This is a genomic window from Wenyingzhuangia marina (genome assembly GCF_900130035.1).
GTDB lineage: Bacteria > Bacteroidota > Bacteroidia > Flavobacteriales > Flavobacteriaceae > Wenyingzhuangia > Wenyingzhuangia marina.
This window is the reverse complement of the sequence record NZ_FQXQ01000002.1, coordinates 360,388-386,551: the sequence shown is the minus strand read 5'-3', so window position 1 is coordinate 386,551 and position 26,164 is coordinate 360,388. Positions and strand designations below refer to the sequence as shown.

Here is a 26,164-nt window from a genome sequence, read left to right as displayed (position 1 = left end):
TGTTGATGATTTCTTTAGGGGGTTATTTGTTAACAGTTCCCCAAGTTTTATTAGGTTTTGGTCCCATGACAAACTCTAAGGTTCCTCCTTGCATAATTTGTTGATGAGAAATAGAAGTACTGTTAAATTCTTGGTTGTTTAGGGTTGCAGATTGGATGTAAATATTTTTATCTGAAACATTTTCTGCTTTGATAACAAAGGTTTTATCATTAGAAAGTTTGATGGTAGATTTTTCAAAAATTGGACTTCCAATTTCGTAATCACCAGAGGCAGGATTCATAGGGTATAAACCAATAGAGCTAAACACATACCAAGCAGACATTTGACCACAGTCTTCATTTCCACTTAATCCATTCGGAGTAGTATTGTATTGGGTATCTAAAATATGACGTACCCAATATTGAGTTCTCCAAGGTTGATTGGCATGATTAAACATGTAAGCAATATGATGACTAGGTTCGTTTCCATGCGCATATTGACCAATCAATCCAGAGATATCAGCAGAGATATTATTTCCTGTAATTTCTGAGCTTTCGGTAAATAATTGCTCTAATCTTTTGGTAAAGTTTTTATTTCCACCATGTAGTGAAATAAAGTTGTTTACATTATGAGGTACAAACCAGCTGTGTTGCCAAGCATTTCCTTCAGTATAATCTGTATGTTCTCTATGGTTAGAATGTTTAGGGTCAAAAGGTTCGTTCCATGATTTTCCATCTTTAGATTTTCCTCTCATGAATCCAGTTTTGGCATCAAATAAATATTCATATGCTTTAGAACGATTTAAGAAAAACTCATAATCTTTCATTTTCCCTAAATCTTTAGCTATTTGTGCCACACACCAATCATCGTATGCATATTCAAGTGTAATGGTTACAGATTCATCTAACAATTCATAAGGAATGTATCCGTACTCTTTGTAATAATTTAAACCACGTTCATCTTGCATCATGGTTGTTTTCATCGCTTCGTAAGCTTTTTCGATATCAAATCCTTTGATTCCATTTTTATAGGCATTTACAATAACTGGAATAGAATGATATCCTGTCATGGTATTGGTTTCATTAGCATACAATGTCCAAACGGGTAAAATTTTATGGGTTTCGTAATAGGCCAACATTGAGTTGATGATATCCGAAGTTTTATTAGGAGCTATAATAGATAATAATGGGTTTTCTGCTCTAAAAGTATCCCAAAGAGATAAAGTAGAGTAGGCTGTATAATTATTAGCGGTTTCTATAACATCATTTTCTTTTCTAAATTGACCGTTTTGGTCACTAAAAGTTACAGGAGCTAATTGTGTATGATATAAAGCTGTGTAAAAAATAGTTTTAAGAGAATCTATTGGAGTTTCAACTTGTATGTTAGCTAATGCTGTTTCCCAGGTAGTATTTGCTTTATATTTTGTGTTTTCAAAATTTAAATCTGTATCTAAATTTTCTTTAGCATTGTCAATACTTACTGATGATACGGCTACTTTAACTAACAATTCATCACTATTTTCTGAATTAAAAAATAATTGTGATTTTGTTTTTTCAGCCTTTACGCTAGTTCCGTCAACGATTTCTTTATTAGCTACCAAATTATAATGAGAAATAGGCTTAGAGAATTCTGCTATAAAAAATACTTTTTGATTTTTAGCCCATCCCTTACTAAAACGATAACCACTAATAGTATACTCATTTTCTATGTTGATTTGAGTTTCTAGAGCAGTATCCCAATTAATAGCAAAACCTAAATCTAACACGACTGACTGCTCATCATTTTTAGTAAAAGTATATTTATGGTAAGCGGTTCTTAATGATGATGTTAATTCTACGTTAATCTTTGGAGTTTCCAGAAACATTTGATAATATCCTGGTTTAGAAGTTTCGTTGTTGTGACTGTATGTAGATTTATAAGGAATAGAATCTCTATTTTTTGTATCAATAGTTAAATCTATTTTTTTGTTGGTAGGCATTAATAAAATATCAGCCAAATCTCCAATTCCAGTTCCACTAAGATGTAAATGACTAAAACCAACAACAATAGAATCTGTATAATGATAACCAGAACACCAGTCCCAGCTAGAAATTCCATTGTCAGGGCTTACTTGTAGCATACCAAAAGGAACAGTTGCTCCAGGATAAGTATGTCCATGACCACCAGTTCCAATAAAAGGATTTACTTTATCTGTAAATGTTTGTTTATCAGTAATGTTGTTAGTTGTGTTGTTTTTACAACTAATTACAATAACCAATAATAAAATAGATAATTTAAAGTTCTTCATAGTGATTTATCATTATTTAAGTATAAATTTTCATTAATTTTACGTTTTATAAAAGTAATTTAGACGGATGACACATTTACATCCCTAAACACCAAAAAATACAATTAATTAAGCTACCCTTCCCCATGAATACAGACGATATTAAAGTTTATAGAATTCCTTGGCATTACCATGTTATATTTTGGATTATCTATTTTTTATTTAACACATTCCGTTGGGGTAGTTATTTTAATGATTATGTATATTCTTTAAAAACAAATTTATTAGGGTTTCCTATACACATGACTTTGTGTTACCTAAATATATTTGTGTTAATGCCTTTTTTAATATACAGGAAAAAATACTTTTTGTATGTAGTCTCTGTAATTACGGCCATTTTTATAATGGTAATGATTAAATTTAATTTAACCTATCTATTAATAAGTCATAATGTTTGGCCAGAAGGACCAAAACCTATAGATACTTTATCACTTAACTACACTATAGATATGATGATAGGGGAGTTGTATGTAGTTGCATTTGTGGCAGCCATAAAAATTACATTAGATTTTTTAAAAGAACATCGAAGAGTTTCAGATTTAGAAAAAGTTCAGTTGCAAACAGAGTTACTGTTTTTAAAAAATCAAATTTCTCCACATTTTTTCTTCAATACACTTAACAATATATATTCTTTAGCAGTTGTTCAATCTAAAAAAACACCTAGAATTATTTTGAAGCTATCGGAGTTAATGCGTTATTTGCTATATGAAACAAGAAATCCGAGACAATCATTAGAAAACGAAATTCTTTGTATTCAAAATTACTTAGATTTAGAAAGGGTAAGACATAGTGAAGCTTTAGAGGTTAATGTAGATATTTCTGGCGATATTCGCGATAAAGAAATTGCTCCAATACTCTTGTTAACCTTTGTTGAAAATGCATTTAAGCACGGAGCAAATAAAAATATTGGAAACGTTAAAATTAACATTAAATTTAAAATTGTTGATGATTTTCTGTATTTTTCAATTACCAATCCAATGCCTATTGTAACTGTACATAAAGATAATTTAAAACAGTCTAGCGGTATAGGATTAGAAAATGTTAAAAAAAGGCTAGAATTAGGATATCATAAAAATGATTATGATTTAAAACTTAAGAGTAAAAAAAATAAATTTATTGTTAAGCTTAAAATCAAAGTAGGTTAAAATTTTATAATAGAATTTTTGAATGTATTAAAAGCATCAAAAACAGAATAGAAGCATATGAAGATAAAATGTTTGATCATTGATGATGAGCCACTAGCCATTAACATTATAGAGAACTATTTAGGCAAAATGGAAAATTTTGAAATAGTTAAAACTTTTGGTAATGCAATAGATGGTTTAAATTTTTTAAAAAATAATACTGTTGATGTTATTTTTTTAGACATAAATATGCCTGTTCTTGATGGTATTAATTTTATAAAAAGTTTAGAAGAACCTCCTTTATTGGTTATTACAAGTGCTTATGATGAATTTGCTATTGAAACCTATGAGTTAGATGTTTTGGATTATTTGGTTAAACCTATTGAGTTCCCTAGGTTTATGAAATCTTTAAACAAAATAGAAAGAAGGTTAGATGATACCACTAAATCTTCAACTTCAGAAAATACTAAAGAGAGACCTTATTTATTTGTTAAAATAGATAAGAAAAAAATGAAGAAAATATTTTTAGATGAAATTTTGGTTATAGAGAGTTTAAAAGATTATTTAAAAATAAACACTATTTCTGGTAGGTACATTGTTCATAGTACTTTAACAGATTTTACTAATTTATTACCCTCTAGAGATTTTATAAGAATACATAGATCTTATACAGTAGCCATTGATAAAATTGATGCTGTTGAAGGAAATAGTATAGAAATAGAAGGATTACGATATGTAATAGGAAGGTCGTATTTAGAAGAAGCAAAACAAAAAATATTAAACTCTTCAATATAGTTCATAAAAAAGGTGGTTACCACTCCTGATAACCACCAAAAACTTAACTTAATAAAACTCAAACTAATACGAAATTAATCATATCAATATCTTGATAGTGTCTCTTGTTTTGTGCTTTTACAGCCTCTATACAAAGACAACAAAAAATGCAAACTTTTATTTAAAACTATGAGTATGAAAAACATACACTCATAGTTTTAAATAAAATTACTAGATTATAAAGGAAAATACATTGTAAATTCGACTAGTAACCATTTTAAAGCTCTAAAGAGCCAATGTTAGATTTTATTTGTTTTCTAGCACACCAATTTCTCCAATAGAAACACTGTTTGAATTTCCAATAGCTGCCGTGGCGATAAATTTCAAGTATCTTGCCTTACAGCTTTTAAAGGTTTTTATTTGTTCTATAGGATTGTTTTTGATATTAGAAAACTCTCCTGCTGATTGTTTTGTCCATTTTGTTTTATTGGTACTTGTGTAAAATTCGTATTTAGAAATTAAATATAAATTATTACCCACTTGTTGAGGAAAATAAGTAAAACCATTAATAGTTAATTGGCTACCCATGTCAATAATAATTTCCTGAGGAAGTTTGTGTTCGTTATTTCCTAGTCCCCAGATAGTTCTTGGGTTTCCATCAATCACTTTTTCAGCAGTTTTTAGATCACCACTAGTAGCAGAAACAATTCCCCATTTTTCTTTTGATTTACCATAGTTAGATGTAGTAACAGCGCTGGTAATATTCTCTTGGGTATTTAGTGCAATAGCTTTTATTTTTACAGCCTCAGTATATTTAAAAGGTTTTTTGTATAACGTACTATTAGGTGTTGGAGTTGTACCATCTAGCGTATAAAATATATTGTTGTTCTGTTCTGCGCTTAATTTGATTACACCATTTTTATTACGTTCTATTATTGGTGATTTTACTAGCGTTGGAGCACTATAAGCTTTTATAGTAGAGATTACTAAACATCCTTTAGCATCTGTAATATTTACTCTGATGGCATTTGCTTTTACACGTGGAAATCTAAGAATTCTTTTGTAACCAATAGTAGTTTCATTAGCAACTGTTTTCCAAGTTCCGTTAATATTTACCTCTACATTAAAAGTTTTAACACGTTGACCTAGTTTAACATACTCTTGTAAAAGTAACCTGTTAACATTGGTAGGCTCTTTAAATTCAAAAGTAATAGAAGCAGAATTAATATCATCATCGGTTGCCCAATAACTATTTTTTTGATTGTTAATTACATTACTTGCAGCGTAAACTTTATTGTTACCACGAACATTTGTAGCTGACACTTCACTATTAACAAGTAATTCAGTTTTAAAGTCAGCTTTAATAATAGCGGTTAATTCTTTTAATCTAGCTTCATCATGTTCATTAACAAGACCTCTTTTATCTATAGGTATGTTTAATAAAAGATTGGCATTTCTACCAATAGATTCATAATAAATATCAACCATTTCCTCTATAGGTCTCACTTTGTCATCTTCTACTTCGTGATAAAACCATCCTGGTCTTGTAGAAACATCTGCTTCTCCAGGTACCCATTTTTCACCATCTATGTGTCCAGACATAAATTCTGTATAATGAACTTTTCCTGCCAATTCATCTTTTTGACGAAGTGGTGCCCAATTGGTTTTTCCTGCTCTACCTTCTTCGTTACCAATCCATCTCGCTTCTGAAGGACCAACTCCCCAAGTAAGTGTGTTAGGAGAAATATCATAAATCATTTTATAGGTTTCTTCCCAGTTGTAATATTCTAAGGTGTTGATTTTTCTCATTTCATTAGCACCTCCATAATATCCATCACCACCATTGGCACCATCAAACCAAATTTCAAAAACATCACCATAATTGGTTAATAATTCTTTTAGTTGATTTCTGAAATAAGTAATGTAACCCGGTTTTCCGTATTCAGGATGATTTCTGTCCCATGGTGAAAGATAGATTCCTAATTTTAATCCGTATTCTTTGCAGGCTTCTGCCAACTCTTTTACTACATCTCCTTGACCATTTTTCCAAGGAGAGTTTTTAACAGATCGTTCTGTATATGCTGATGGCCATAAACAAAAACCATCATGATGCTTTGCTGTAATAATAATACCTTTCATTCCCGCATCTTTTACAATTCTAGCCCATTGTCTAGTATCTAATGCTGTTGGGTTAAAAAGTGTTGGAGATTCATCTCCATATCCCCATTCTTTATTAGTAAAGGTGTTTAACGAAAAATGAGTAAATGCATAAAACTGCATGTCGTGCCATTTTAATTGTTTTTCTGATGGAGTAGGGTTAATGGCTGTAGGAGGAGCAACAGTTTCTGTACAACTGATTAAAATAAATAAGCACGAAACGTATAGTGTTATTGTTTTGATGTGGTTTTTCATGATAAATTTTATATGTAGATAGCTAATAAAAGCTAATATCATAATTAAAAATCATTACACAATACTATTTCGACAGATGACTATTTTTAAAGTCTGTTTGAAGTTTTGTTCGTTAAAATTTATATTAAAAATAGATTTTTTTTCATCGTTTATATTCTTAGTTTTATCCTTCGTCGAAAAAACAATATCATTTTTTTTTGTATTGTTTAATTTCATAATTCGTAAAAATTAAATATAAAAAATAAGTATGCAGCAAAAAACACCATTGGTACCTAAAAATATGCTGGTTCCATTCATTTTAGTGACTTCATTGTTTGCTTTATGGGGATTTGCCAATGCCGTAACTGATCCTATGGTACAGGCATTTAAAAAAGTATTAGAGTTGTCTAACTCTCAAGCCGCTTGGGTTCAAATGGCTTTTTATGGAGGTTATTTTTGTATGGCTTTACCAGCAGCCATGTTTATGAGAAAATATTCATATAAAGTAGGGATTTTAATAGGTTTAGGATTGTATGCTGTAGGAGCTTTGTTGTTTTATCCAGCTGCCATTACCGAACAATTTTGGTTTTTCTGTTTGGGTTTGTATATATTAACTTTTGGTTTGGCTTTTTTAGAAACAGCTGCAAATCCTTATGCATTGGCTATGGGACCTAAAGAAACAGCTACACAACGTTTAAATTTAGCTCAAGCCTTTAATCCTTTGGGGTTGATAGCAGGTTTGTTTGTGGCTCAACAGTTCGTTTTAAAAAACTTACAAAGTGATGATGTTGATAATTTTAGCGCATTAGATGAGTTTTCTAAAATACAAATAAAAACGTCAGATTTATTGGTGATAAGAAATCCTTATGTAATTTTAGGATTGGTGTTAATAGGTGTGTTTGTATTGTTTGTAGTAAACAAAATGCCTCAGTCTAAAGACGAGGGAGTGATGCCAAAAATGGGAGATACTTTTAAGGCTTTGTCAAAAAACAAAAAATATGTGTTGGGGGTGTTGGCTCAAATTTTTCATACTGGATGTTTAATTATGTGTTGGACCTATATTTATCAATATTCCGAAGCAATAGGGATTGATAGTGTAACCGCAGGATACTATCAAATGGCAGCGTTTGTACTTTTTACTATTGGTAGAGCAGTAGGAACTTATTTATTAAGGTTTATTAGTTCAGGTAAACTATTGATGATCTTTGCTGTACTAGGAGTTTTTTTTACAGCATCAACTATTTTAATAGAAGGAATTGTAGGACTGTATAGTTTGGTAGGAGTTTCATTTTGTATGTCATTAATGTTTCCAACTATTTATGGAATAGCTTTAGGAGGATTAACTGAGGAGCAATCAAAAGTAGGATCGGCTGGATTGATTATGGCTATTGTAGGAGGAGCATTAATGCCAAAAGTACAAGGAATGATTATAGATTTAGGAGGGAATGGTGTTTCGGATCTAAAGATTATAGGTGTATCAGAAGTAAACATTTCATTTATATTACCATTGTTGTGTTTTGTTTACATTGCATGGTATGGATTAAGAGTGAATAAAAAATATGAACTTGCTGATTGATAAACAGAAGTTTAAAACTAGCGTATAGTTTGTTAAAAACCTATTTCGAATTTCGGAGTAGGTTTTTTTATGTTATCAAATAATAATTTGGTGCTATAAAAACGAAAAGCCTATCAAATAAATGATAGGCTTTTGTTAAACTTTATAGTAAAGGAATCAAATTAGATAACTTGTACGTTTACTGCGTTTAATCCTTTACGTCCTTCTTCAACATCAAAAGAAACTTTGTCACCTTCTGCGATTTCATCTGTTAAACCGTTAATGTGAACAAACACATCTCTTCCTCCATCGTCTGGAGTAATAAATCCAAATCCTTTTGAATCGTTGAAAAACTTTACTGTACCGTTACTCATAATAATATTGTATATATTTTAAAGCCGCAAGGTAGTCTATTTAAGCTATTAAATACTATAAACTTACTTTTATTTTAAAATATAATTATTTGGTTGTCAATAAGTTATTATGATAGTCTTGATTTGTAATCTTCGTAGCTAAACTTACGTAGTGTTTTCAAGGTGTTATTTTGAGTCCAAATACAAAGGTCAGGATGTTTTACTCCATTAAACATAGTTGTTTTTACCATGGTATAATGAATCATATCTTTAAAAATAATAGTATCCCCTATATTTAACTCTTTTTCAAAGGCATAATTTTCCATAAAATCACCTGCTAAACAGCTAGTTCCTCCTAAACGGTACACAAATTTGCTGTTTTCATCAGGATCTGATGCCCCTATAATTTTAGGTCTATAAGGCATTTCTAAAGTATCTGGCATGTGTGCGGTGAAAGATACATCTAACATGGCTGTTTTTACTCCACGACTTTCTACAATATCTAACACCGTAGAAGTTAAAACTCCTGTTTCCCATGCAAAAGCACTTCCGGGTTCTAACAAAATATGAATGTTATACTTTTCTTTAAATGCTTTTAATAGGTTGATTAAGTGTTCTGTGTCATAACCTTTACGAGTCATTAAATGACCACCGCCCATATTAATCCACTTAATTTGATGTAAGTATTCCCCAAATCTTTTTTCTAAAGCGACTAAAGTTCTTTCTAGACTATACGAATCCGATTCACATAACACGTGGAAATGCAAACCTTCAACCCCTTCAGGTAAAGTTTCGGGCATAAAATCCTTTAAGACCCCTAATCTTGATTTAGGAGAACTCGGATTGTACAAATCTACTTCCACATCACTTTGTTCTGGGTTGATTCTGATTCCGCAAGAAATTTTATGACCAGCAGTAAGTGTTTGCTCATAATATTTATGAAATTGTGCAACAGAGTTAAACACAATATGAGAACTGTAACTCATTAATTCCTCAAATTCTTCAGGAACATAAGCAGCAGCATACGTATGTGCTTTGGTTTTCATTTCTTCAAAACACAAACGAGCTTCGTATAAAGAACTGGCTGTTGCTCCTTTGATATATTCGCGAACAATAGGGAAAGCTCCCCACATAGCAAAACCTTTAAAAGCTAGAATAATTTCTATACCAGCTTGGTCTTGCACATTTTTAATTAAGCTTAAATTGTCTCTTAACAATTTTTCATCTAGCACAAATGCAGTTGAAGGTATTTTGCTGTAATCCATAATGGAGAATTAAAAAGGTAGTAAGTAGTTCTTAAAAAGAAATACCTACTACCTATATTTTGTAAACATGTTACTTAGTTAAACAACCAAGTTTTGTTTGATATTGTTAATATTTCATTTCCAAATTACCATTGATCTCTTCTTGCCAAGGCAATCCATATTGACCAATCAATTCCATAAAAGGATCTGGGTTAAATTCTTCCACGTTATAAACTCCAGGTTTTTTCCATTTACCCGTTAAGAACATCATCGCTCCTAACATAGCAGGTACTCCTGTAGTGTATGATACTCCTTGAGACGATACATCATCAAAAGCATCTTGGTGTTTACAGTTGTTCCAAACGTAATACGTTTTTTCTTTACCGTCTTTAATTCCTTTAATTCTACAACCAATAGAAGTTTCACCTGTATAACCATCAGCTAATTCTTCTGGTTTAGGTAAAGTTTCTTTTAAAAATTGTAAAGGAACAATTTCTACACCTTTGTACATAATAGGCTCAATACTAGCCATACCAATGTTTTGAATGACACGTAAGTGTGTTAAATATTCATCACCAAACGTCATCCAAAAACGAGCACGTTTTAAGGTAGGGAAGTTTTTAACCAATGATTCTAGTTCCTCATGATAAATAACATAAGAATTTTTAGGACCAATATTAGGATAATTCAATGCTTGTTTTATTTCATGTGGTTCTGTTTCTACCCATTGACCATTTTCCCAGTAACGCCCTTTTTGAATCACTTCACGGATGTTTATTTCTGGGTTAAAGTTGGTCGCAAATGCTTTACCGTGATCACCAGCGTTACAATCCACAATATCTAAATAGTGAATTTCATCAAAGTGATGTTTGGCAGCATATGCAGTATAAATACTAGTCACACCAGGATCAAAACCACAACCTAAAATAGCGGTTAATCCTTTTTCTTTAAATTTATCTTGATAAGCCCATTGCCAGCTATATTCAAACTTAGCTTCGTCTTTAGGCTCATAGTTAGCAGTATCTAAATAGTTTACACCTGTTTCTAAACAAGCATCCATAATAGTTAAATCCTGATATGGCAACGCAACGTTGATGACCAATTCTGGCTTAAACTCATTAAATAACGCAACCAATTCTGGTACGCTATCAGCATCCACTTGTGCGGTTTGAATATTTCTATCCTTAATTAAAGCAGCAATCGCATCACATTTAGATTTTGTTCTGCTTGCTAACATAATTTCAGAAAAAACTTCGGGAGAAGCAGCACACTTTTGTGCAACAACGCTACCAACTCCACCAGCACCAATGATTAAAACTCTAGACATTTTTAATGTTGTTAAATTGATTTATAATTTTCGGCAAATGTAATTTTTTTTTCAAATTACGTTTAAAAATAGGAGTTTTTTTTCATCAAAAAAAACTTATCTAGGAGATTGATTTTCAATGACTAATTACTTCAGTTGAATAGATAGTTTTTTATTTCCTTTTTCATAAGTATATACGGTGTAATTGCACACGTAAAAAGCGAGGTATTTAGCAATAAAAACCCCAAAAAACAAAGGAACAAAAAGGGCAAAACCATTGTTTACAATATTACAAGTTAAAAACAATGCTGTTAAAGGAGCATGTATGGCTGCACTTAACATGGTTGCGGCACCAATTAAAGCAAAATTTAAAACAATTAACTCGGTGTTAAAAGAATGATTACAAAATTGAGCTACAAAAATTCCTAAAATGGCACCTGTTACAATGCTCGGTGCAAAAACACCGCCATCTCCACCTGCACCCAAGGTTAATGAAGCGACTAATGGTTTTAAAAAAACAATGAATATCATTGATAACATAAAACCGATAGAAATGGTTTTGTAATCTGTAGTTGATAATAATTCGGGAATGGCATGGTAACTATCTCCGTATAAAGCAGGGAAAATAAAAATAGCAGTACCTACTAATAACGCCCCAGTATTAACACGAATAAAGTTGTTTTTTATTTTGGCAAAGGTAGATTTGATGAAAATAACACTTTTGGTAAAAAACACGGCAAGTAAACCCGCTAAAATACTTAATAAAATCATATAAGGTATGGCTTGGTAATTCCAATTAAAAACTTCAAAATCAAACAATTTGTTATTGTCAAAAAAATACATAAATGTTTGTGCAATGGATATTGAAATTCCACAACTTAAAAAAATGGTTTTGGTTACTTTTCGGGAAATGACCTCTATGGCAAATAACAGTCCAGCAATGGGACTCCCAAACAATGTTGTGACTCCTGCAGCTACTCCCGCACAAATTAATTCGGTTTTATAAGCATTGGCAACTTTATCTTTTTTATAAACAGCACTTCCTATAGCGGCTGTGGCTATTACTGTAGAAACTTCTACTCCTGTAGAGCCTCCAAAAACTACGGTTAAAAATCCGTTGATATAATGTGAGGGAATTTTGTAAAAAGGAAGTTCATCTTTTCTATTTTCAAGCGTATTAAAAATTTCCTTGATTCCTTTGTTTTGTTTTCCTTTAAATAAATATTTCCTAGTAAAATAAATGATGGTGATTCCTACAGAAGGAAGAAAGAAATATAAGATAGGTAAATGATGTACTTTTTCTAATAAAGATTCTTCAAAAAAAGCGGTACTATTTTTTAGAGAGTAACCCAATAGTGTCGCAAAAATCCCTACCCATAAAGTATTTAAGATTAGGTTGAAATATCCTTTTCTAATAATTTCTTTCCTCATAATCAAGATGAATTTTAAAAATGTAAAAATACAGTATTAAAAAATGTAGGAGTCTTGTTTAATAATGGTTTTATGTAACTACTAATTGATTTATTTTAATGGTAATATGTACTTTTTTTCAATCTTCTGCAAACTCAGTCAGAGCTTACAGAAGATTATTTTGAATCAGTAATTAATCAATATACCTTTTGGTAATATCTCCATAGGCATCAATACGTCTGTCTCTAAAGAAAGGCCAAATACGTCTTACGTCTTCTGTGCGTTTTTTGTCTATTTCTATCACTTTTGTTAACTCTTCTTTTTGATTGGCTTCCCAAACAATTTCTCCTTGTGGTCCAGCTACAAAACTAGTTCCCCAAAATTCAATTCCGTTGGTTACGTTTGTCCAATCTTTTTCAAAACCAACACGATTTACAGCAATGACGGGTAAACCATTGGCAACGGCATGACCTCTTTGGGAAACCATCCAAGCACCACGTTGTCTTGCTTTTTCTTCATCTGTATCTGTACTTTCATAACCAATAGCAGTTGGGTAAATTAACATTTCTGCACCTGCCATAGCCATTAATCTAGCCGCTTCTGGATACCATTGATCCCAACAAATTAAAACCCCTAATTTTCCCACAGAAGTTTGAATAGGATTGAATCCTAAATCTCCTGGAGTAAAATAAAATTTTTCATAATAAGCGGGGTCATCAGGAATGTGCATTTTTCTGTATTTTCCAGCTTCAGTTCCATCTTTTTCAAAAACGACTGCGGTGTTATGATAAATTCCAGGAGCTCTTTTTTCGAATAATGAAGTAACCAATACAATATTTAATTCTTTTGCAATAGCAGCAAATTGATGATATGAAGGTCCAGGAATAGGCTCTGCCCACTCAAACATATCTACTTCTTCTGCTTGGCAGAAATATATACCAGTGTGTAATTCTTGTAAAATAACCAGTTCAGCACCATCTTTTACACATTGTTTGATGCCTGCAATAGATTTATCAATATTATTTTGTTTGTCTGTTGTACAGGTTTGTTGTACAATTCCAACTTTTAATTTACTCATGATAGGAATGTTATACTTTTATAAAAAAGATATCAATTTGAGTGAGTTCTCGATACAATTTTTCGTATCTCTAAATTACTCGAATTGACATTTTAAATATACAATAGATTTTAGGTATTAAGAAATATTTAATTTTACTTGTTCAGGATATTGCATACTAATACAATGCAAAGAACCATGTTGATCAATTAATGGTAAACAATCTAAACCAATTACTTTTCTTTCAGGAAAAATAGATTGAATAATATCTAATGCTTCTTGGTCTTGAGGGATATTGTAGATAGGTACCAATACTCCGTTATTTACGATTAAAAAATTGGCATAGGTAGCAGGAATACGTTCTCCATCCTCATTAAAGCAAGCATTAGGCCAAGGTAAAGGAATTAACTTATAAGGCTCATTTTTACTATTGGTAAATGTTTTTAATTGAGCTTCCATTTTTTGTAAAGCCTCGTAATGCTCATCATTTTTATCCTCACATTTTACATAAGCAATGGTGTTTTTATCACATAATCTTGCCAGAGTATCAATATGAGAATCGGTATCATCACCAGCCAAATAACCGTGGTCTAACCATAATATTTTTTCAAGTCCAAAAGTGTTTTTTAAATAAACATCAATTTGTTCTTTGGTCATGTTTGGATTACGGAATTCAGATAACAAACATTCTGAGGTTGTTAATAATGTTCCTTCTCCGTCTGATTCAATGGCTCCGCCTTCTAAAATAAAATCTTCTACCTGAATGTTTAGGTTTTTAAAAACAGAAGTCTTTAAGTTTTGGGTAATTTGATTGTCTAAAGTAGCTTCAAATTTTTGTCCCCAACCATTAAAAGTAAAATCTAATAAAATAGGTTTTTCATCAGCTAAAATAGTAATCGCTGCATGATCTCTAGCCCAAGTATCATTTGAGGGAATCTCTATAAAATGAATAGGATATTCAGTCTTGTTAATAAAATATGTCTGAACCATATTTTTATCATAACAACCTACCAAAACAGGCTGGAAACCTGATGCAGCCTTAATTATATTTACAAAACATGCTACTACTTTTGTATACATATAAGCCCAATCACTCTCTGGGTGTGGAAAGGTAAATTGTATAAAACTTTGTGCTTCCCATTCTGCAGGAAAACGAACTTTTGAATGTTGAGTTAACATAAAAATAAACCTCTAAATTGTTGGCTAATTTAAGTCAAGAATTTTAAATCAAAATAAATTAAAGCAAAACTTTTAAAACAATTAGAGTTTACTCTTCAAAAGATTCTTAAACCTTCTTAAGGCAACAATATAATTTTTATTTATTAGATATTTTTTTTTAATTTAATGGTGATAATTGCAGAAAAAAAAGTGTTTATGTTAAAATTATACAATCTATTTTATGGAATACTTAAATATTAGGCTATTAATTTTTTTTGTTTTGTTTTATGTAACAGGGTTAACTGTAGCGCAGAATAAAGGAATTGTTCAAGTTCTCTTTGATCCCAAAATGATGGTAGAAGGCCCCTATGTAGATAGTGATAGTGGTGAGTTGGATTTAATTATAAGAATTGGAGCTAGTAAAAAGACTTATGAAATTGGAGTTTTTGCAGAGCAATTTCAAGCTTTGAGATATTCAAGTGCAGGGATTTATGTTAATAGAATAGTGAATATTCATAAAATATTCCCAACATTAAAACAGTTTGAGTTAACAGCAGGTTTAGACACTGGTTTTGTTCATAGAATTATTAGCAATCAAAAAAACTATTCCTTTACAGCAGCTTTAAATACAGAAGTAAAATTTTATGTTAGAGAGAAGTATGGAGTAAGTGTTTTACCAAATTATAGATATAGAGGCGATCTGGCTTATACTTATAAAAACAAAAGACCTATGCGTTTTAGTGTATTTATTGGTTTGTTTTATAATTTCTAATCAATATAATTACTAGTTTTAAATTAAGAAAACATTTCTAACCCTTTAAAGTATGGTTAGATAAAATTGTGTTTTTATTCTATTTTATAGCCACTCAGCAGTGTTTTATTCTAATTCGCTATTTTACAAAAGTTTATGTTTTGTTTTTTTGAGGTTTATGATAATTATCATAATAAACATATGTTTATAGGTGTAATTTTAGTGTATGAAAATGGTTGATGCACAGAAGGTTATGTTGATTTGATTAAAATGTATTATTATGAGAACTCGATATATTATACTCGCAATGGTTTATGTGATATTTCATATAACAGGATTATCAATAGCACAGGAAAATGGAATTGTTCAACTTTATTTAGACCCAAAAATGATGATTGAGGGGCCTTATGCTGATAGCAAAAGTGGTGAATTGGATTTAATGATAAAAGCTGGAATGGTTAATAAGACTTATGAAATGGGTTTTTTTGTAGAACAATTTAAAGCTTTGAGTTATACAAGTGCTGGTGCGTATTACAATAAAAAAGTAAATGTAGAGAAAATACTACCGATGTTAAATAGATTTGAATTCTCTACAGGTTTAGATACTGGATTTATTCATAGAATTATAAAAAACCAAAAAGATTATTCTTTCACAGCTGCTTTAAATGCAGAGGTTAAATATTATGTTAAAAAAAACTTTGGCGTTAGTTTATTATCAAATTACAGATATAGAGGAGACTTGGTTGAATTTTATGATACTAAAAACCCTATGTTGTTTAGTGGATATGTAGGTTTGTTTTATAAATTTTAATCAAAAAAGATAAGAACTGAGTCATCTTTTTTTGATTAAAACACAAATATGCTTAACTAAACGATTAACATATTTAAATAATAATAATTTTATTCGTTTTTATAAACTACATTGGTTAAAAATTACTGTATTAATTAAAAGACTTATACTTTATTTATTAGTTGTCTTTTTTAATGGATTTAAAATCTTAAAGCTTGATTTAGATAAGCTTATAATTGCTGATGAATAAATATGATTAGGAAAAGAAGTATTATGACAATGGTTGTTTTGTTGTTTAGTGTAATGACAACAGCAATAGCCCAAAAAAAAAGTAATTTTTCAAATTTTAATAGATCCTAAAATGATGATTGAAGGGCCTTATGAAGAAAGTAAAAATGGAAAATTAGATCTTGTATTAAAGTTAGGTAGAAGCAGAGAGTCTTATGAAGTTGGACTTTTTGTAAATCGATTTAAAGCTTTAAGTTATAACAGTGCTGGAGTTTACTATAATAGAAAAATAAATATAGAGAAATTCTTGCCTGTATTAGATAAGTTTGAATTATCAGGAGGTCTAGATACAGGATTTATTCATAGAATTATAAATAGCGAAAAAAATTATTCATTTACGGCATCTTTAAATGCTGAGTTGAAATATTTTATGAAGGAAAATTTTGGAGTAGTCTTGTTATCAAATTATAGATATAGGGGAGGATTAGTAGAATATTACAATACAAAAAATCCTATGTTATTTAGTGGGTATTTTGGAGTGTTTTACAAATTTTAAAAAAAGGGATGATTATTTAGTCATCCCTTTTTTACTAGTTTTTATTTTTTACATAAATAAGTTTATGTCTGCTTTTAGGTGTTTCTCTTTGTTCAATTTCAAATTCATCAATAGAATCCATCATAGGAGTTAGTTTTTCAAAGCCATAATTTCTTGCATCAAAACTAGGACGCTTTTTTTGCAATAAACTTCCTACATCTCCCAAGAAAGCCCAGCCATCATCATCCGAAACATCAGAAATGGTGGCTCTAATCATTTTAATTAGTTTAGGAGTAATGTTATCTATATTTTCTTTTTCTGCAGTTTTGTTGTTTTCCTTTTTATCTTGTTCCTTTCTTAAAACTTCTATGTAAATAAATTTATCACAAGCCACAATAAAAGGTGTTGGCGTTTTCTTTTCTCCTATTCCAATTACTTGCATACCCGCTTCTCTTAATCGGGTAGCCAATCTGGTAAAATCACTATCGCTAGAAACCAAACAAAAACCATCAACCTTTCCTGAATATAAAATATCCATGGCATCAATAATCATGGCAGAATCTGTGGCATTTTTACCTGTAGTGTATGCATATTGTTGAATAGGTGTAATGGCATTTTCCAATAATAAATCTTTCCATTTTCCTAAATGTGGTTTGGTCCAATCTCCGTAAATTCTTTTAATGGTAGGATTTCCGTATTTGGCAATTTCTTCCATCATTTCTTTAACTGGGGAAGAGGGAATATTATCTCCGTCTATTAAAACGGCTAATTTAATGTTCATAAGTATTGTTTTAATGATCTAGTTCTTTTGGGTTGATAATATTGGGTAAAATTACGGATTGAAATCCGCTTTTTAAGGTGTACCACCAACTATGATACATAGATCTGTTTTTGGGTCTTTTATAATACATATTACCAGTTCTATAATTTTTTGTATCTGGTATATTGTTTTGTTTTATTAAAAATTGATTTACTAGAAAGGTAGGGAGTTTTTCAACAATATATTCATCATTATCAAACAAACCTATTTTTACATTTTTGTAGTCTAAAATAATGTCTCCTGTAGCTTTGTTGTTGTCTCCATATATAGAAAAATCTAAACGAGTGCATTCCCCAGAACGAATTCGTACTCTTTTGTTTAGTAATAAGAAAGAATTGAATTGTTCAAAATCAAAAGGACTTACATTTCCTTTAATGGTATATGGAAATAATTTGGGGGTTAACCAAAAATCGATATTTAAATTGATGGTATTTTTATTTAAAACCAAGGCTTTTAGTTCTAAGTTGATTTTATGTTCTTTGATGTTTTGAACATTATATACGTTAGCGTTTATTTGATTGAAAAATATTAAAGCTTTTTGTTTTGTTTTTTTACTGATGACTTCAATATCAATTCTATTGTTTTCTAAAATGATTTCTTGAATTTTAATTGGAATTTTAGAAGAGTATAACAGCTCATTAAGTAAGGGTTTATAAGCATTTGGATCAGGATCTTTGTTTTCATCAACCAAAACCGTTAACAAAGCATCTTTAAGAAGTATTTTGTTTATAAAGATTGATTTTTTTTGGATAATGGCATTGTAATCAAAATTGTTAATAGAAAGCTCTGGAACCTTTAGTTCTGTAATAGGTTTTTTATAAGGATGTTTTTTTCTCCATTCAGCATCACTAATAAGAGGGTTTAAATGAGCATTATATATAGTTGTTGTTTTTTGATTGGTGTATATTTTATCCCAAGTAAATTTATAATCACTAGTAACATTTGTATAGTTCCCTTTTGATGTAGTGTATTTAATATTATTAATACTAAGGTTGTTTTTGCTGATTTCTAAGTTTTCTATACTTGCATTTATTGATTGGATATTAAGTTTTTGATGTGCTTTTACTGCAATTATATTGGTGTTTTTTATTTGTAGATGATTTACTTTAAAAGTGAATTCAAAATCTTTTAAAGTCTTGGAGTTTGTTTTTTTGTTTGGGTTAGATAAATTGAGATCTACATCTTTTATCACAATTTCTTTCAAATGAATGGTTTTATTTTTAAGTAATGAAAACCATTGAATATTAATGATTTCTAATTCTTTGGCACTAACATGATGTTCGTTTTTTTTATAAATAACATCTTGTAAATAAAGATGATTACAGTGCCAAGCAACACGAATATTTTTAACAGACAGTTCTTTAATATCATTTATTTTGTTTTTGATATAACTTTCTGCTGCATAAGAAACAATAGTTAAGAGTAAAACAACAAATAAAACACCACTAGCAATAATTTTTATGGTGAATTGTATTTTGTTATTTAATCTCAGCTTTTCCATTAACAACTTTTTATCTTTAAAGATATAAAATAAAAGAGGTTAAAAGTTTAGAGATAAAGTTTATCTATCAAACAAAAGATTAATCTATATCAACTTTTTAACACAAAAAATAGTTTAAAGTGTTAGAATTGCATACCAATTTTAAAGTTTAAAATACGACCTGTTAAAATATTTGGAACGCTGTTGTAACGTTGACTGTCTACATCGTAAATCCAAGTATTGGTAGTGGTGTTCTGAATGTCGAACATATTAAAAAGTTCTATTCCTAATTCTAATTCTTTAAATCTACTTAAAAAACCAGAAGTGTATTGTTTGTTACTATCTACAATAATATACGAAGCTCCCAAATCTGCTCTACGGTACGGTCTTAATCTTGTTTGAAAATTATACCTATCCACTGTTGTACTATTATCTGCTCTTGCATTTATTGGAGCTCCACCTGGTAAACTACTATTTAAAACCAAATTTAAAAATACTTTAAAATTAGGATTGCTAGGCACATAATCTTGAAACAACATAGCCAATTTAAAACGTTGATCTGTAGGTCTGGCAATATAACCTCTGTTATTGGTGTTTTCTTCAGTTTTTAACAAACCAAAACTTACCCAACTTTCTTTACCAGGCACAAATTCTCCACTCAACCTAACATCCAATCCAGTGGCATATGCTTGAGTATTGTTGTTGGCATCGTATCTAACTCTAACGTTGTCTAGAGAATAAGCATTTACGTTATTTAGTTGTTTATAATACACTTCGGAAGTCATTTTAAAAGGACGTTCCCACATGTTAAAACTATATTCGTTAGAAAACACATAATGAATGGATTCTTGTGCTTTTACATCACTTTGAATATTTCCATCAACATCTCTCAGTTCTTTATATGATGGAGGCTGATGATAATATCCTGCAGACAATCTAAAAACCATATCTGTGTTTTGCCAATCGGGTTTTAAAGAAAGTCTAAAACGTGGACTAATGGTGTTTTGAAATGATGAGGTTGTTTGTGTTTTGTTGTTTTGTATGTTCCAAAACTGAGATCTAATTCCTGCATGGTGCCATAAAATATGATCGCCTAAATACCATTTTTTATTCCATTGAAAATAACCAGAAAATCTATTGATGGTTACATCGTTCTGAGCTTTTACTTTATAGTACAAATCTATGGGAGCGGTAAAAGGATCAAAAGGTTGATTGTTAACGGTGTTTAAATTTGGATTTCTTAAAGTTAGTCCGTTATTGTCTACTGCTTTCCATTCGTTTATACGGTCTCTAATATTTTCACTTTGGAATTTTACTCCTGCTTCAAAATGATGTTGATTGATTTTATGTTGAAGAGAAACTTTTACATTCTGAATTAAAATATCTAAATCATTTCTGGCGTGATCTAATTGAGTTCCAATTCCAGAAGTATATAACGGATTTCCAGTGGTAGGATCGACTTCGGCAATAGAATAGGCTCCGTAAATATCATAATACTCTTGTTCTTGCGTATTAAAAGCAGAACCTGTAATATCTAATTTGGTATTTTTTGTAAAGTTGTATTTATAACTTAAGGCACCAAAATAAGTGTTAAAATCATCTTGTTCATTCCCTTCATAAAAAACGACTAATTCTCTAGGTTGAAACAATCCACCAAATTTTGTAACTCTAGAAATAGGCGTAAAGTTGTAATTGTTCATAGCAATGTTTCCTAAAAAATCAACACTACTTTTGTTGTTTATTTTATAAGATAAATAGGTTTGTATATCTGCAAAAACTGGTTTAAAATTGGTTTTGGTGTCTTTACTGCTGACTAATAATTGATTGTTACGATATCTGGCTCCAATTAAAGTTGATAACTTTTTGTTTAAAAATAAATTCTCGTACGTGTAACTAGCTCCTAATAAATTTAAGTTTACCGTAGAAAGTTCTTTGGTTGGTTTTTTATAATGAATGTTTAATACAGAAGACAATCTATCACCATATTTTGCTTCGAATCCACCTGCAGAAAAGTTGATATTTTCTGTCATATCAGAATTTAAAAAGCTCAATCCTTCTTGCTGTCCAGATCTTATTAAAAAAGGACGATAGATTTCAATTCCGTTTACATACACCAAGTTTTCATCAAAACTACCTCCACGAACACTGTATTGGGTACTTAACTCGTTACTGTTGTTCACTCCAGGTTGAGTCATCAACAAATTTTCTATTCCTGCATTGGCTCCTGGAATTCTTTTAAATTCTTCGGCTTTTAGTTTTACAATTCCCTCTTGAGCAGCTTGATAATTTCTAATATTAACTTCGTCTATTTCTTGAGATTGAATTTTAAGAATAGGGGAATATTTAATGGTTTTGTTTTTATATCCTTTAAAGGTTTTAAAAACAGTACCATAACCTAAATAAGAAAATTTAACAAGTGTTTGTTTGTTGGCAATAATTTCTATTTGATATGCTCCATTTTCATCACTAACCACTCCTTTATGATTATAACTAATGTTTACTCCAGATAAAGGTTCTTTATTTTCGTTAGTAATCACACCAGCTACAAATCCTGTTTGAGAAAATAGAACTGTAGCGTGTAAAAATATGAATAAGGATAAAAATGTTTTCAATAGTTTTTTTATTTGTAAAAGCTAGCTTCGTATGTTTTTGTATTTCCTAATACATCTTGAATTTTTAATTTAAAAGCATGTTGTTGTTTGGTAGCTTTTAAATCTTTTAAATCAAAAAACAATCTATTTTTTTTAGGCTGATATTCCATTAAAATCCATTTACCATCAATGGTAGCGTAGTAGTTTTTAATGTCCGTTTCATTATCCTTAATATGTATACTTAGTGTTTTATGCTTGCTGATATCTTGTTTATTATAAAAGCTAGGTTTATAAACAATGGGAGCAATGCTATCAAATTTTAGATAGAAATCACCTAAATATTTTGTATTGGTGTATATTTTATTGTCTTTTCTGTAAGTACTTATATAATTGTAATGACGTCCACTTTTATAAGCAAAATACACATACTTTTTTTCGTTTGCAGACAAACTATCAGTAAAATATGTTAAAGTATAATTTTTGTTTAAAGGTAAGTTAGGTTTATGAACGTGAATGGCGTTTTTACTAACACTGTAATTTAAATAAACATCTTCGTAAAAGGCATTTTTAGGAAACCTAATTTCGGAATTTCCTTGCTTAAAAACGGTGTATTTGTTTTGCTCTACAAAATAAGGTGTCTCTATGTTTTCTTTGATAATGGGAGTAATGATTTTATTTCCTTTGATGGGTACTCTAATAACAGTTGTATTATTTGCAAAATCTTTGATAATAATTTCAACACGATAAAATTCTTGATCTTTAATATATAAATATCCTTTGTTTTGATCTGTTTTGTAAATAGACAATCTGTTGGCAAGTTCTATGTATGTTTTTTGATATTTTTTACGATGCTTAGCATAATATCCATAATCAATTAACAAGTTGATGTATTTACTTTCATCAAAAGCAAAAGTTTCTAAATCATGATGATAAACCAAAGTATCATTCACGGTCATGTCAATACTATAAACACCATTTTTGTTAGCAGCGTTGTTTAATAAGTCATGTGTGTTAATTTGTAAACCAACTTTTCCGATGGCTTCTACTTCATTAGAAACATACAAGTGACTATTTATTTTTGATACATGAAGGTCCTGTGCTACAGGAATTTGATTTACAGCAGCATTTTCGCCAAAAGGAGTCATTCTAAGTCCTCCAAAACGTGGTGTAATGTTATCAGGAACTGTTAATCCAAATAATAAAGGATTAATGATTTTTTCTGTTTTTGTATCTCTAATTTCGAAATGTAAATGAGGAGCAGTTGAGCCCCCAGAGTTTCCAGAATAGGCTATAATTTCATCTTTTTCTATTGTCAGTTCGTCCCTATTTGGGAAAACCTGAATTTCAAAAGATTTTTTTTCGTATTGTTTTTGTTTGATATATTTTTCAATTCGATCGCTAAATTTTTGTAGGTGACCGTATACAGTTGTGTATCCATTTGGATGTGTTACATAGATAGCTTTACCATATCCCCAAAGAGAAATTTTAATTCTAGAAACGTAACCTTCTTTGGCTACATAAACTTCTTTTCCACTAATTCCTTTTGTTTTAATATCTATTCCAGAATGAAAATGATTGGTTCTTAATTCACCAAAAGTTCCGGCAAGCACAATAGGAAAATCTAAAGGATTTCTAAAATCATTTTTTGGGTATTTGTGTTGTCCAAATGTTACACAAAAAGTAAGTAAGTAGAGTAAAAAGAGATGTTTTTTCAAAAAAATACATTTAAGGGTTACACAAAAATATTATAATATCTTAAAATACACTTATAAAAGTCTGAGAAACAAACTTTATAACGAATTTTACAATTTACTGTCTAAAAAATTGGATTTAAGAATAACAATGCTATTTTTGTATATAAGGTTTTAGCGACAACAACTATGGGAAGTCAACAAAATATCATTGCCGAATTAGAGGCTAATATTGAACAACTTCTGGAACGCTACGAGTTTTTACAAAAAGAAAATCAGATTTTATCTAATAGTAATTTTGTGTTACAGCAAAGTAATAAAGGCTTAGAAGATGAAATTTCTTTTTACAAAGAACAGTTGCAAGTGTTGAAAATTGCTAAGACTATAGGAGGTAGTGAAGGATATAAGAAGGATACGAAAGCTAAAATTGATTTTTTAGTTGCAGAAATAGATCAATGTATTAAAGAATTAAATACATAAGCTCTTTAAAATGGCGGATACATATAAAATTAATGTAGCAATAGGTGGTAGAAATTATCCTATTTCTGTAAAATCTACAGAAGAAGAACAAGGGGTAAGAGCAGCTGCTGTAAACATTAATAAGTTAATTGCAGATTATGAAAGTAACTATGCGGTAAATGATAAACAAGATGTGTTAGCCATGTGTGCCTTGCAGTTTGCTTCTATTTTAGAAGTTAATAAGGTTATAAAAGAAGAAGAAAATAATGCAATAACAGCTAAATTGTCAAAATTAAATAGTAAATTAGAGTCGTATCTAGATAAATAAGAAGTTCTTTACATAGAAATAAAAACACTGCCTACTTTGGTTTTCGTTTGATAAACTCAACACTATATCTTTAAAAAGGGTGAGTCTATTGTGTTAAAGCGAGCTGTATTTATACAGATACTTGATCACAATGTTAGTCCTAAAAAATGTTTTTTGGAGTTTATAAAACTAACCTCAGTAGGTTTTTTTATATATATAATTTAACTTAAACTAATGAATACAACCATAATACTCGTTGCTGTTGCAGCCTTAATTGTAGGGTTTATAGTAGCAAAAATGCTAGAGAAGTTTAAAGCTTCTCAGATAACAATTCAGGCAGAAAAAGAAGCTGCTTCTATTGTGAAAGAAGCAAAATTAACTGCGGAAACCGTTAAGAAAGATAAAATTTTACAAGCAAAAGAAAAGTTTATTGAGCTTAAAGCTGAACATGAAAAAGTAATTTTATCTAGAGAGAAAAAGGTAGCTGAATCAGAAAAAAGAGCTAAGGATAGAGAAACTTCTTTGAATAAGGAGATTGAGAGAGAGAAGAAATTAAATAAATCTCTTGAAGAAAAAGAGTCGGATTATGATTATCGCTTAGAGTTTCTAGAAAAGAAGCAAGCCGAGTTAGATAAAATGCATAAGAAGCAAGTAGATATGCTAGAATCTATTTCTGGATTGTCTGCAGATGAAGCCAAAATACAATTGGTAGATTCTTTAAAAGCTGAAGCAAAGACAGATGCGATGGCTTATATTAGAGATACTTTGGAAGAAGCAAAATTAACGGCTGAACAAGATGCTCGTCAGTTGATTTTAAATACAATTCAGAGAGTTGGAGTAGAGCAATCTATAGAAAACTGTGTATCTGTTTTTAATATTGAATCAGACGATGTAAAAGGTCGTATTATTGGTCGTGAAGGTCGTAATATTAGAGCTATTGAAGCAGCTACTGGAGTTGAAATCATTGTAGATGATACACCAGAAGCAATTATCCTTTCTTGTTTTGATCCTGTTCGTAGAGAAATTGCTCGTTTGTCTATGCATAAATTGGTAACAGATGGTCGTATTCACCCTGCTAGAATTGAAGAAGTGGTAGAGAAGACCGAGAAGCAAATCAATCAAGAAATTATTGAAGTTGGTAAGCGTACAGTAATTGATTTAGGAATTCATGGGTTACATCCAGAATTGATTAAAACTATTGGACGTATGAAGTTCCGTTCATCATATGGACAAAACTTATTACAGCACTCTAGAGAAGTTGCTAACCTTTGTGGGTTGATGGCTGCTGAATTAGGGCTGAATGTGAAAGCTGCAAAAAGAGCTGGATTGTTACATGATATAGGTAAAGTGCCAGATACAGAAAGCGAATTACCACATGCATTATTAGGTATGGAATGGGCAGAGAAGTATGGTGAAAAACCAGATGTTTGTAATGCTATCGGAGCGCACCATGATGAAATTGAAATGAAAACCATGTTAGCACCTATTGTTCAAGTTTGTGATGCGATATCAGGAGCAAGACCAGGTGCAAGACGTCAAGTATTAGATTCATACATCCAAAGATTAAAAGATTTAGAAGATTTAGCATTTGGATTCACAGGAGTTCAAAAAGCTTATGCTATTCAAGCAGGACGTGAATTACGTGTATTGGTTGAAAGTAATAAAGTAACAGATGATCAAGCTTCAGATTTATCATTTAATATTTCTCAAAAAATACAAACTGAGATGACTTATCCAGGTCAGGTAAAAGTTACAGTAATTAGAGAAACTAGAGCTGTGAATGTAGCGAAGTAATTTACAGTGTCAATTAACAATGTGCAATTGACAAAGAACAA

General features: G+C 30.4%; 21 protein-coding genes and 1 other RNA gene. 10 read left to right on the top strand and 12 right to left on the bottom strand.

Annotated features, from left to right (window positions below; translation table 11 throughout):
* Window positions 1–22 precede the first annotated feature (22 nt).
* Window positions 23–2,272, bottom strand: coding sequence for a GH92 family glycosyl hydrolase (locus BUB70_RS05685; RefSeq protein WP_370456746.1), 2,250 nt, complete (start codon window positions 2,270–2,272; stop codon window positions 23–25).
* A 119-nt stretch (window positions 2,273–2,391) separates the two neighbouring features.
* Here BUB70_RS05685 and BUB70_RS05680 point away from each other — a divergent pair, with 119 nt between their 5' ends.
* Window positions 2,392–3,450 carry a sensor histidine kinase gene (locus BUB70_RS05680; protein WP_073119223.1) on the top strand — a complete coding sequence of 353 codons (1,059 nt, stop codon included), beginning with the start codon at window positions 2,392–2,394 and terminating at the stop codon, window positions 3,448–3,450.
* A gap of 57 nt (window positions 3,451–3,507) precedes the next feature.
* A complete protein-coding gene (locus BUB70_RS05675) occupies window positions 3,508–4,224 on the top strand; it encodes a LytR/AlgR family response regulator transcription factor (protein ID WP_073119220.1) in 717 nt (238 codons plus the stop codon).
* A gap of 285 nt (window positions 4,225–4,509) precedes the next feature.
* On the opposite strand, the gene BUB70_RS05670 is transcribed toward BUB70_RS05675, so the two are convergent.
* Window positions 4,510–6,615, bottom strand: coding sequence for an alpha-L-fucosidase (locus BUB70_RS05670; RefSeq protein ID WP_143155252.1), 2,106 nt, complete (start codon window positions 6,613–6,615; stop codon window positions 4,510–4,512).
* Window positions 6,616–6,862: 247 nt separating this feature from the next.
* Here BUB70_RS05670 and fucP point away from each other — a divergent pair, with 247 nt between their 5' ends.
* On the top strand, window positions 6,863–8,170 hold the full coding sequence (fucP, locus tag BUB70_RS05665) for an L-fucose:H+ symporter permease (RefSeq protein WP_073119217.1): 1,308 nt from the start codon (window positions 6,863–6,865) through the stop codon (window positions 8,168–8,170).
* A 161-nt stretch (window positions 8,171–8,331) separates the two neighbouring features.
* On the opposite strand, the gene BUB70_RS05660 is transcribed toward fucP, so the two are convergent.
* The 6 genes from BUB70_RS05660 to BUB70_RS05635 form a co-directional block, all read right to left on the bottom strand.
* Complete coding sequence (locus tag BUB70_RS05660) at window positions 8,332–8,523, bottom strand: cold-shock protein (RefSeq protein ID WP_068826343.1); 192 nt, start codon at window positions 8,521–8,523, stop codon at window positions 8,332–8,334.
* Between the two features lie 107 nt (window positions 8,524–8,630).
* Complete coding sequence (nspC, locus tag BUB70_RS05655) at window positions 8,631–9,767, bottom strand: carboxynorspermidine decarboxylase (RefSeq protein WP_073119215.1); 1,137 nt, start codon at window positions 9,765–9,767, stop codon at window positions 8,631–8,633.
* Window positions 9,768–9,873: 106 nt separating this feature from the next.
* The gene (locus tag BUB70_RS05650; RefSeq protein WP_073119212.1) at window positions 9,874–11,073 is read right to left on the bottom strand and encodes a saccharopine dehydrogenase family protein; all 1,200 of its coding nucleotides are present in this window, start codon (window positions 11,071–11,073) and stop codon (window positions 9,874–9,876) included.
* Between the two features lie 126 nt (window positions 11,074–11,199).
* Window positions 11,200–12,483 (bottom strand): chloride channel protein, encoded by a 1,284-nt coding sequence (locus BUB70_RS05645; RefSeq protein ID WP_188351951.1) that lies wholly within the window; start codon window positions 12,481–12,483, stop codon window positions 11,200–11,202.
* 172 nt (window positions 12,484–12,655) lie between these two features.
* Window positions 12,656–13,540 (bottom strand): carbon-nitrogen hydrolase, encoded by an 885-nt coding sequence (locus BUB70_RS05640; RefSeq protein ID WP_073119210.1) that lies wholly within the window; start codon window positions 13,538–13,540, stop codon window positions 12,656–12,658.
* A gap of 117 nt (window positions 13,541–13,657) precedes the next feature.
* Window positions 13,658–14,698 (bottom strand): agmatine deiminase family protein, encoded by a 1,041-nt coding sequence (locus tag BUB70_RS05635; RefSeq protein WP_073119207.1) that lies wholly within the window; start codon window positions 14,696–14,698, stop codon window positions 13,658–13,660.
* 220 nt (window positions 14,699–14,918) lie between these two features.
* On the opposite strand from BUB70_RS05635, the gene BUB70_RS05630 reads away from it, so the two are divergent.
* The 3 genes from BUB70_RS05630 (at window position 14,919) to BUB70_RS05620 (ending at window position 17,002) form a co-directional block, all read left to right on the top strand.
* Window positions 14,919–15,449: a hypothetical protein gene (locus BUB70_RS05630; protein ID WP_073119204.1), complete on the top strand. Its 531-nt coding sequence runs from the start codon at window positions 14,919–14,921 to the stop codon at window positions 15,447–15,449.
* A gap of 259 nt (window positions 15,450–15,708) precedes the next feature.
* On the top strand, window positions 15,709–16,239 hold the full coding sequence (locus tag BUB70_RS05625; protein ID WP_143155251.1) for a hypothetical protein: 531 nt from the start codon (window positions 15,709–15,711) through the stop codon (window positions 16,237–16,239).
* A gap of 340 nt (window positions 16,240–16,579) precedes the next feature.
* Window positions 16,580–17,002 carry a hypothetical protein gene (locus BUB70_RS05620; protein ID WP_073119200.1) on the top strand — a complete coding sequence of 141 codons (423 nt, stop codon included), beginning with the start codon at window positions 16,580–16,582 and terminating at the stop codon, window positions 17,000–17,002.
* Between the two features lie 34 nt (window positions 17,003–17,036).
* Here BUB70_RS05620 and BUB70_RS05615 read toward each other — a convergent pair whose 3' ends face one another.
* The 4 genes from BUB70_RS05615 to BUB70_RS05600 all read right to left on the bottom strand — a co-directional run bounded on the left by BUB70_RS05615 (window position 17,037) and on the right by BUB70_RS05600 (window position 23,587).
* A complete protein-coding gene (locus BUB70_RS05615) occupies window positions 17,037–17,762 on the bottom strand; it encodes an NYN domain-containing protein (protein ID WP_073119198.1) in 726 nt (241 codons plus the stop codon).
* Between the two features lie 10 nt (window positions 17,763–17,772).
* Window positions 17,773–19,302: an AsmA family protein gene (locus BUB70_RS05610; RefSeq protein WP_073119195.1), complete on the bottom strand. Its 1,530-nt coding sequence runs from the start codon at window positions 19,300–19,302 to the stop codon at window positions 17,773–17,775.
* A gap of 122 nt (window positions 19,303–19,424) precedes the next feature.
* Window positions 19,425–21,893: a TonB-dependent receptor gene (locus BUB70_RS05605; protein ID WP_073119193.1), complete on the bottom strand. Its 2,469-nt coding sequence runs from the start codon at window positions 21,891–21,893 to the stop codon at window positions 19,425–19,427.
* Window positions 21,894–21,901: 8 nt separating this feature from the next.
* On the bottom strand, window positions 21,902–23,587 hold the full coding sequence (locus BUB70_RS05600) for a M23 family metallopeptidase (protein WP_073119191.1): 1,686 nt from the start codon (window positions 23,585–23,587) through the stop codon (window positions 21,902–21,904).
* Between the two features lie 165 nt (window positions 23,588–23,752).
* Between BUB70_RS05600 and BUB70_RS05595 the strand changes: the two genes are divergently transcribed.
* The 4 genes from BUB70_RS05595 (at window position 23,753) to rny (ending at window position 26,123) form a co-directional block, all read left to right on the top strand.
* Window positions 23,753–24,043, top strand: coding sequence for a hypothetical protein (locus BUB70_RS05595; protein ID WP_073119189.1), 291 nt, complete (start codon window positions 23,753–23,755; stop codon window positions 24,041–24,043).
* A gap of 10 nt (window positions 24,044–24,053) precedes the next feature.
* A complete protein-coding gene (locus BUB70_RS05590; protein ID WP_073119187.1) occupies window positions 24,054–24,350 on the top strand; it encodes a cell division protein ZapA in 297 nt (98 codons plus the stop codon).
* Between the two features lie 54 nt (window positions 24,351–24,404).
* Window positions 24,405–24,512: non-coding RNA, 6S RNA (ssrS, locus tag BUB70_RS05585), on the top strand.
* Window positions 24,513–24,563: 51 nt separating this feature from the next.
* Complete coding sequence (rny, locus tag BUB70_RS05580; RefSeq protein WP_073119185.1) at window positions 24,564–26,123, top strand: ribonuclease Y; 1,560 nt, start codon at window positions 24,564–24,566, stop codon at window positions 26,121–26,123.
* Window positions 26,124–26,164: the final 41 nt, after the last annotated feature.

Coding starts and splice junctions, on each gene's coding strand:
- fucP (WP_073119217.1), top strand. CDS start 6,863: ATGCAGCAAAAAACACCATTGGTACCTAAAAATATGCTGGTTCCATTC.
- nspC (WP_073119215.1), bottom strand. CDS start 9,767: ATGGATTACAGCAAAATACCTTCAACTGCATTTGTGCTAGATGAAAAA.
- BUB70_RS05670 (WP_143155252.1), bottom strand. CDS start 6,615: ATGAAAAACCACATCAAAACAATAACACTATACGTTTCGTGCTTATTT.
- BUB70_RS05675 (WP_073119220.1), top strand. CDS start 3,508: ATGAAGATAAAATGTTTGATCATTGATGATGAGCCACTAGCCATTAAC.
- BUB70_RS05595 (WP_073119189.1), top strand. CDS start 23,753: ATGGGAAGTCAACAAAATATCATTGCCGAATTAGAGGCTAATATTGAA.
- BUB70_RS05650 (WP_073119212.1), bottom strand. CDS start 11,073: ATGTCTAGAGTTTTAATCATTGGTGCTGGTGGAGTTGGTAGCGTTGTT.
- BUB70_RS05660 (WP_068826343.1), bottom strand. CDS start 8,523: ATGAGTAACGGTACAGTAAAGTTTTTCAACGATTCAAAAGGATTTGGA.
- BUB70_RS05610 (WP_073119195.1), bottom strand. CDS start 19,302: ATGGAAAAGCTGAGATTAAATAACAAAATACAATTCACCATAAAAATT.
- BUB70_RS05635 (WP_073119207.1), bottom strand. CDS start 14,698: ATGTTAACTCAACATTCAAAAGTTCGTTTTCCTGCAGAATGGGAAGCA.
- BUB70_RS05615 (WP_073119198.1), bottom strand. CDS start 17,762: ATGAACATTAAATTAGCCGTTTTAATAGACGGAGATAATATTCCCTCT.
- rny (WP_073119185.1), top strand. CDS start 24,564: ATGAATACAACCATAATACTCGTTGCTGTTGCAGCCTTAATTGTAGGG.
- BUB70_RS05680 (WP_073119223.1), top strand. CDS start 2,392: ATGAATACAGACGATATTAAAGTTTATAGAATTCCTTGGCATTACCAT.
- BUB70_RS05645 (WP_188351951.1), bottom strand. CDS start 12,483: ATGAGGAAAGAAATTATTAGAAAAGGATATTTCAACCTAATCTTAAAT.
- BUB70_RS05620 (WP_073119200.1), top strand. CDS start 16,580: ATGATGATTGAAGGGCCTTATGAAGAAAGTAAAAATGGAAAATTAGAT.
- BUB70_RS05640 (WP_073119210.1), bottom strand. CDS start 13,540: ATGAGTAAATTAAAAGTTGGAATTGTACAACAAACCTGTACAACAGAC.
- BUB70_RS05590 (WP_073119187.1), top strand. CDS start 24,054: ATGGCGGATACATATAAAATTAATGTAGCAATAGGTGGTAGAAATTAT.
- BUB70_RS05630 (WP_073119204.1), top strand. CDS start 14,919: ATGGAATACTTAAATATTAGGCTATTAATTTTTTTTGTTTTGTTTTAT.
- BUB70_RS05625 (WP_143155251.1), top strand. CDS start 15,709: ATGAGAACTCGATATATTATACTCGCAATGGTTTATGTGATATTTCAT.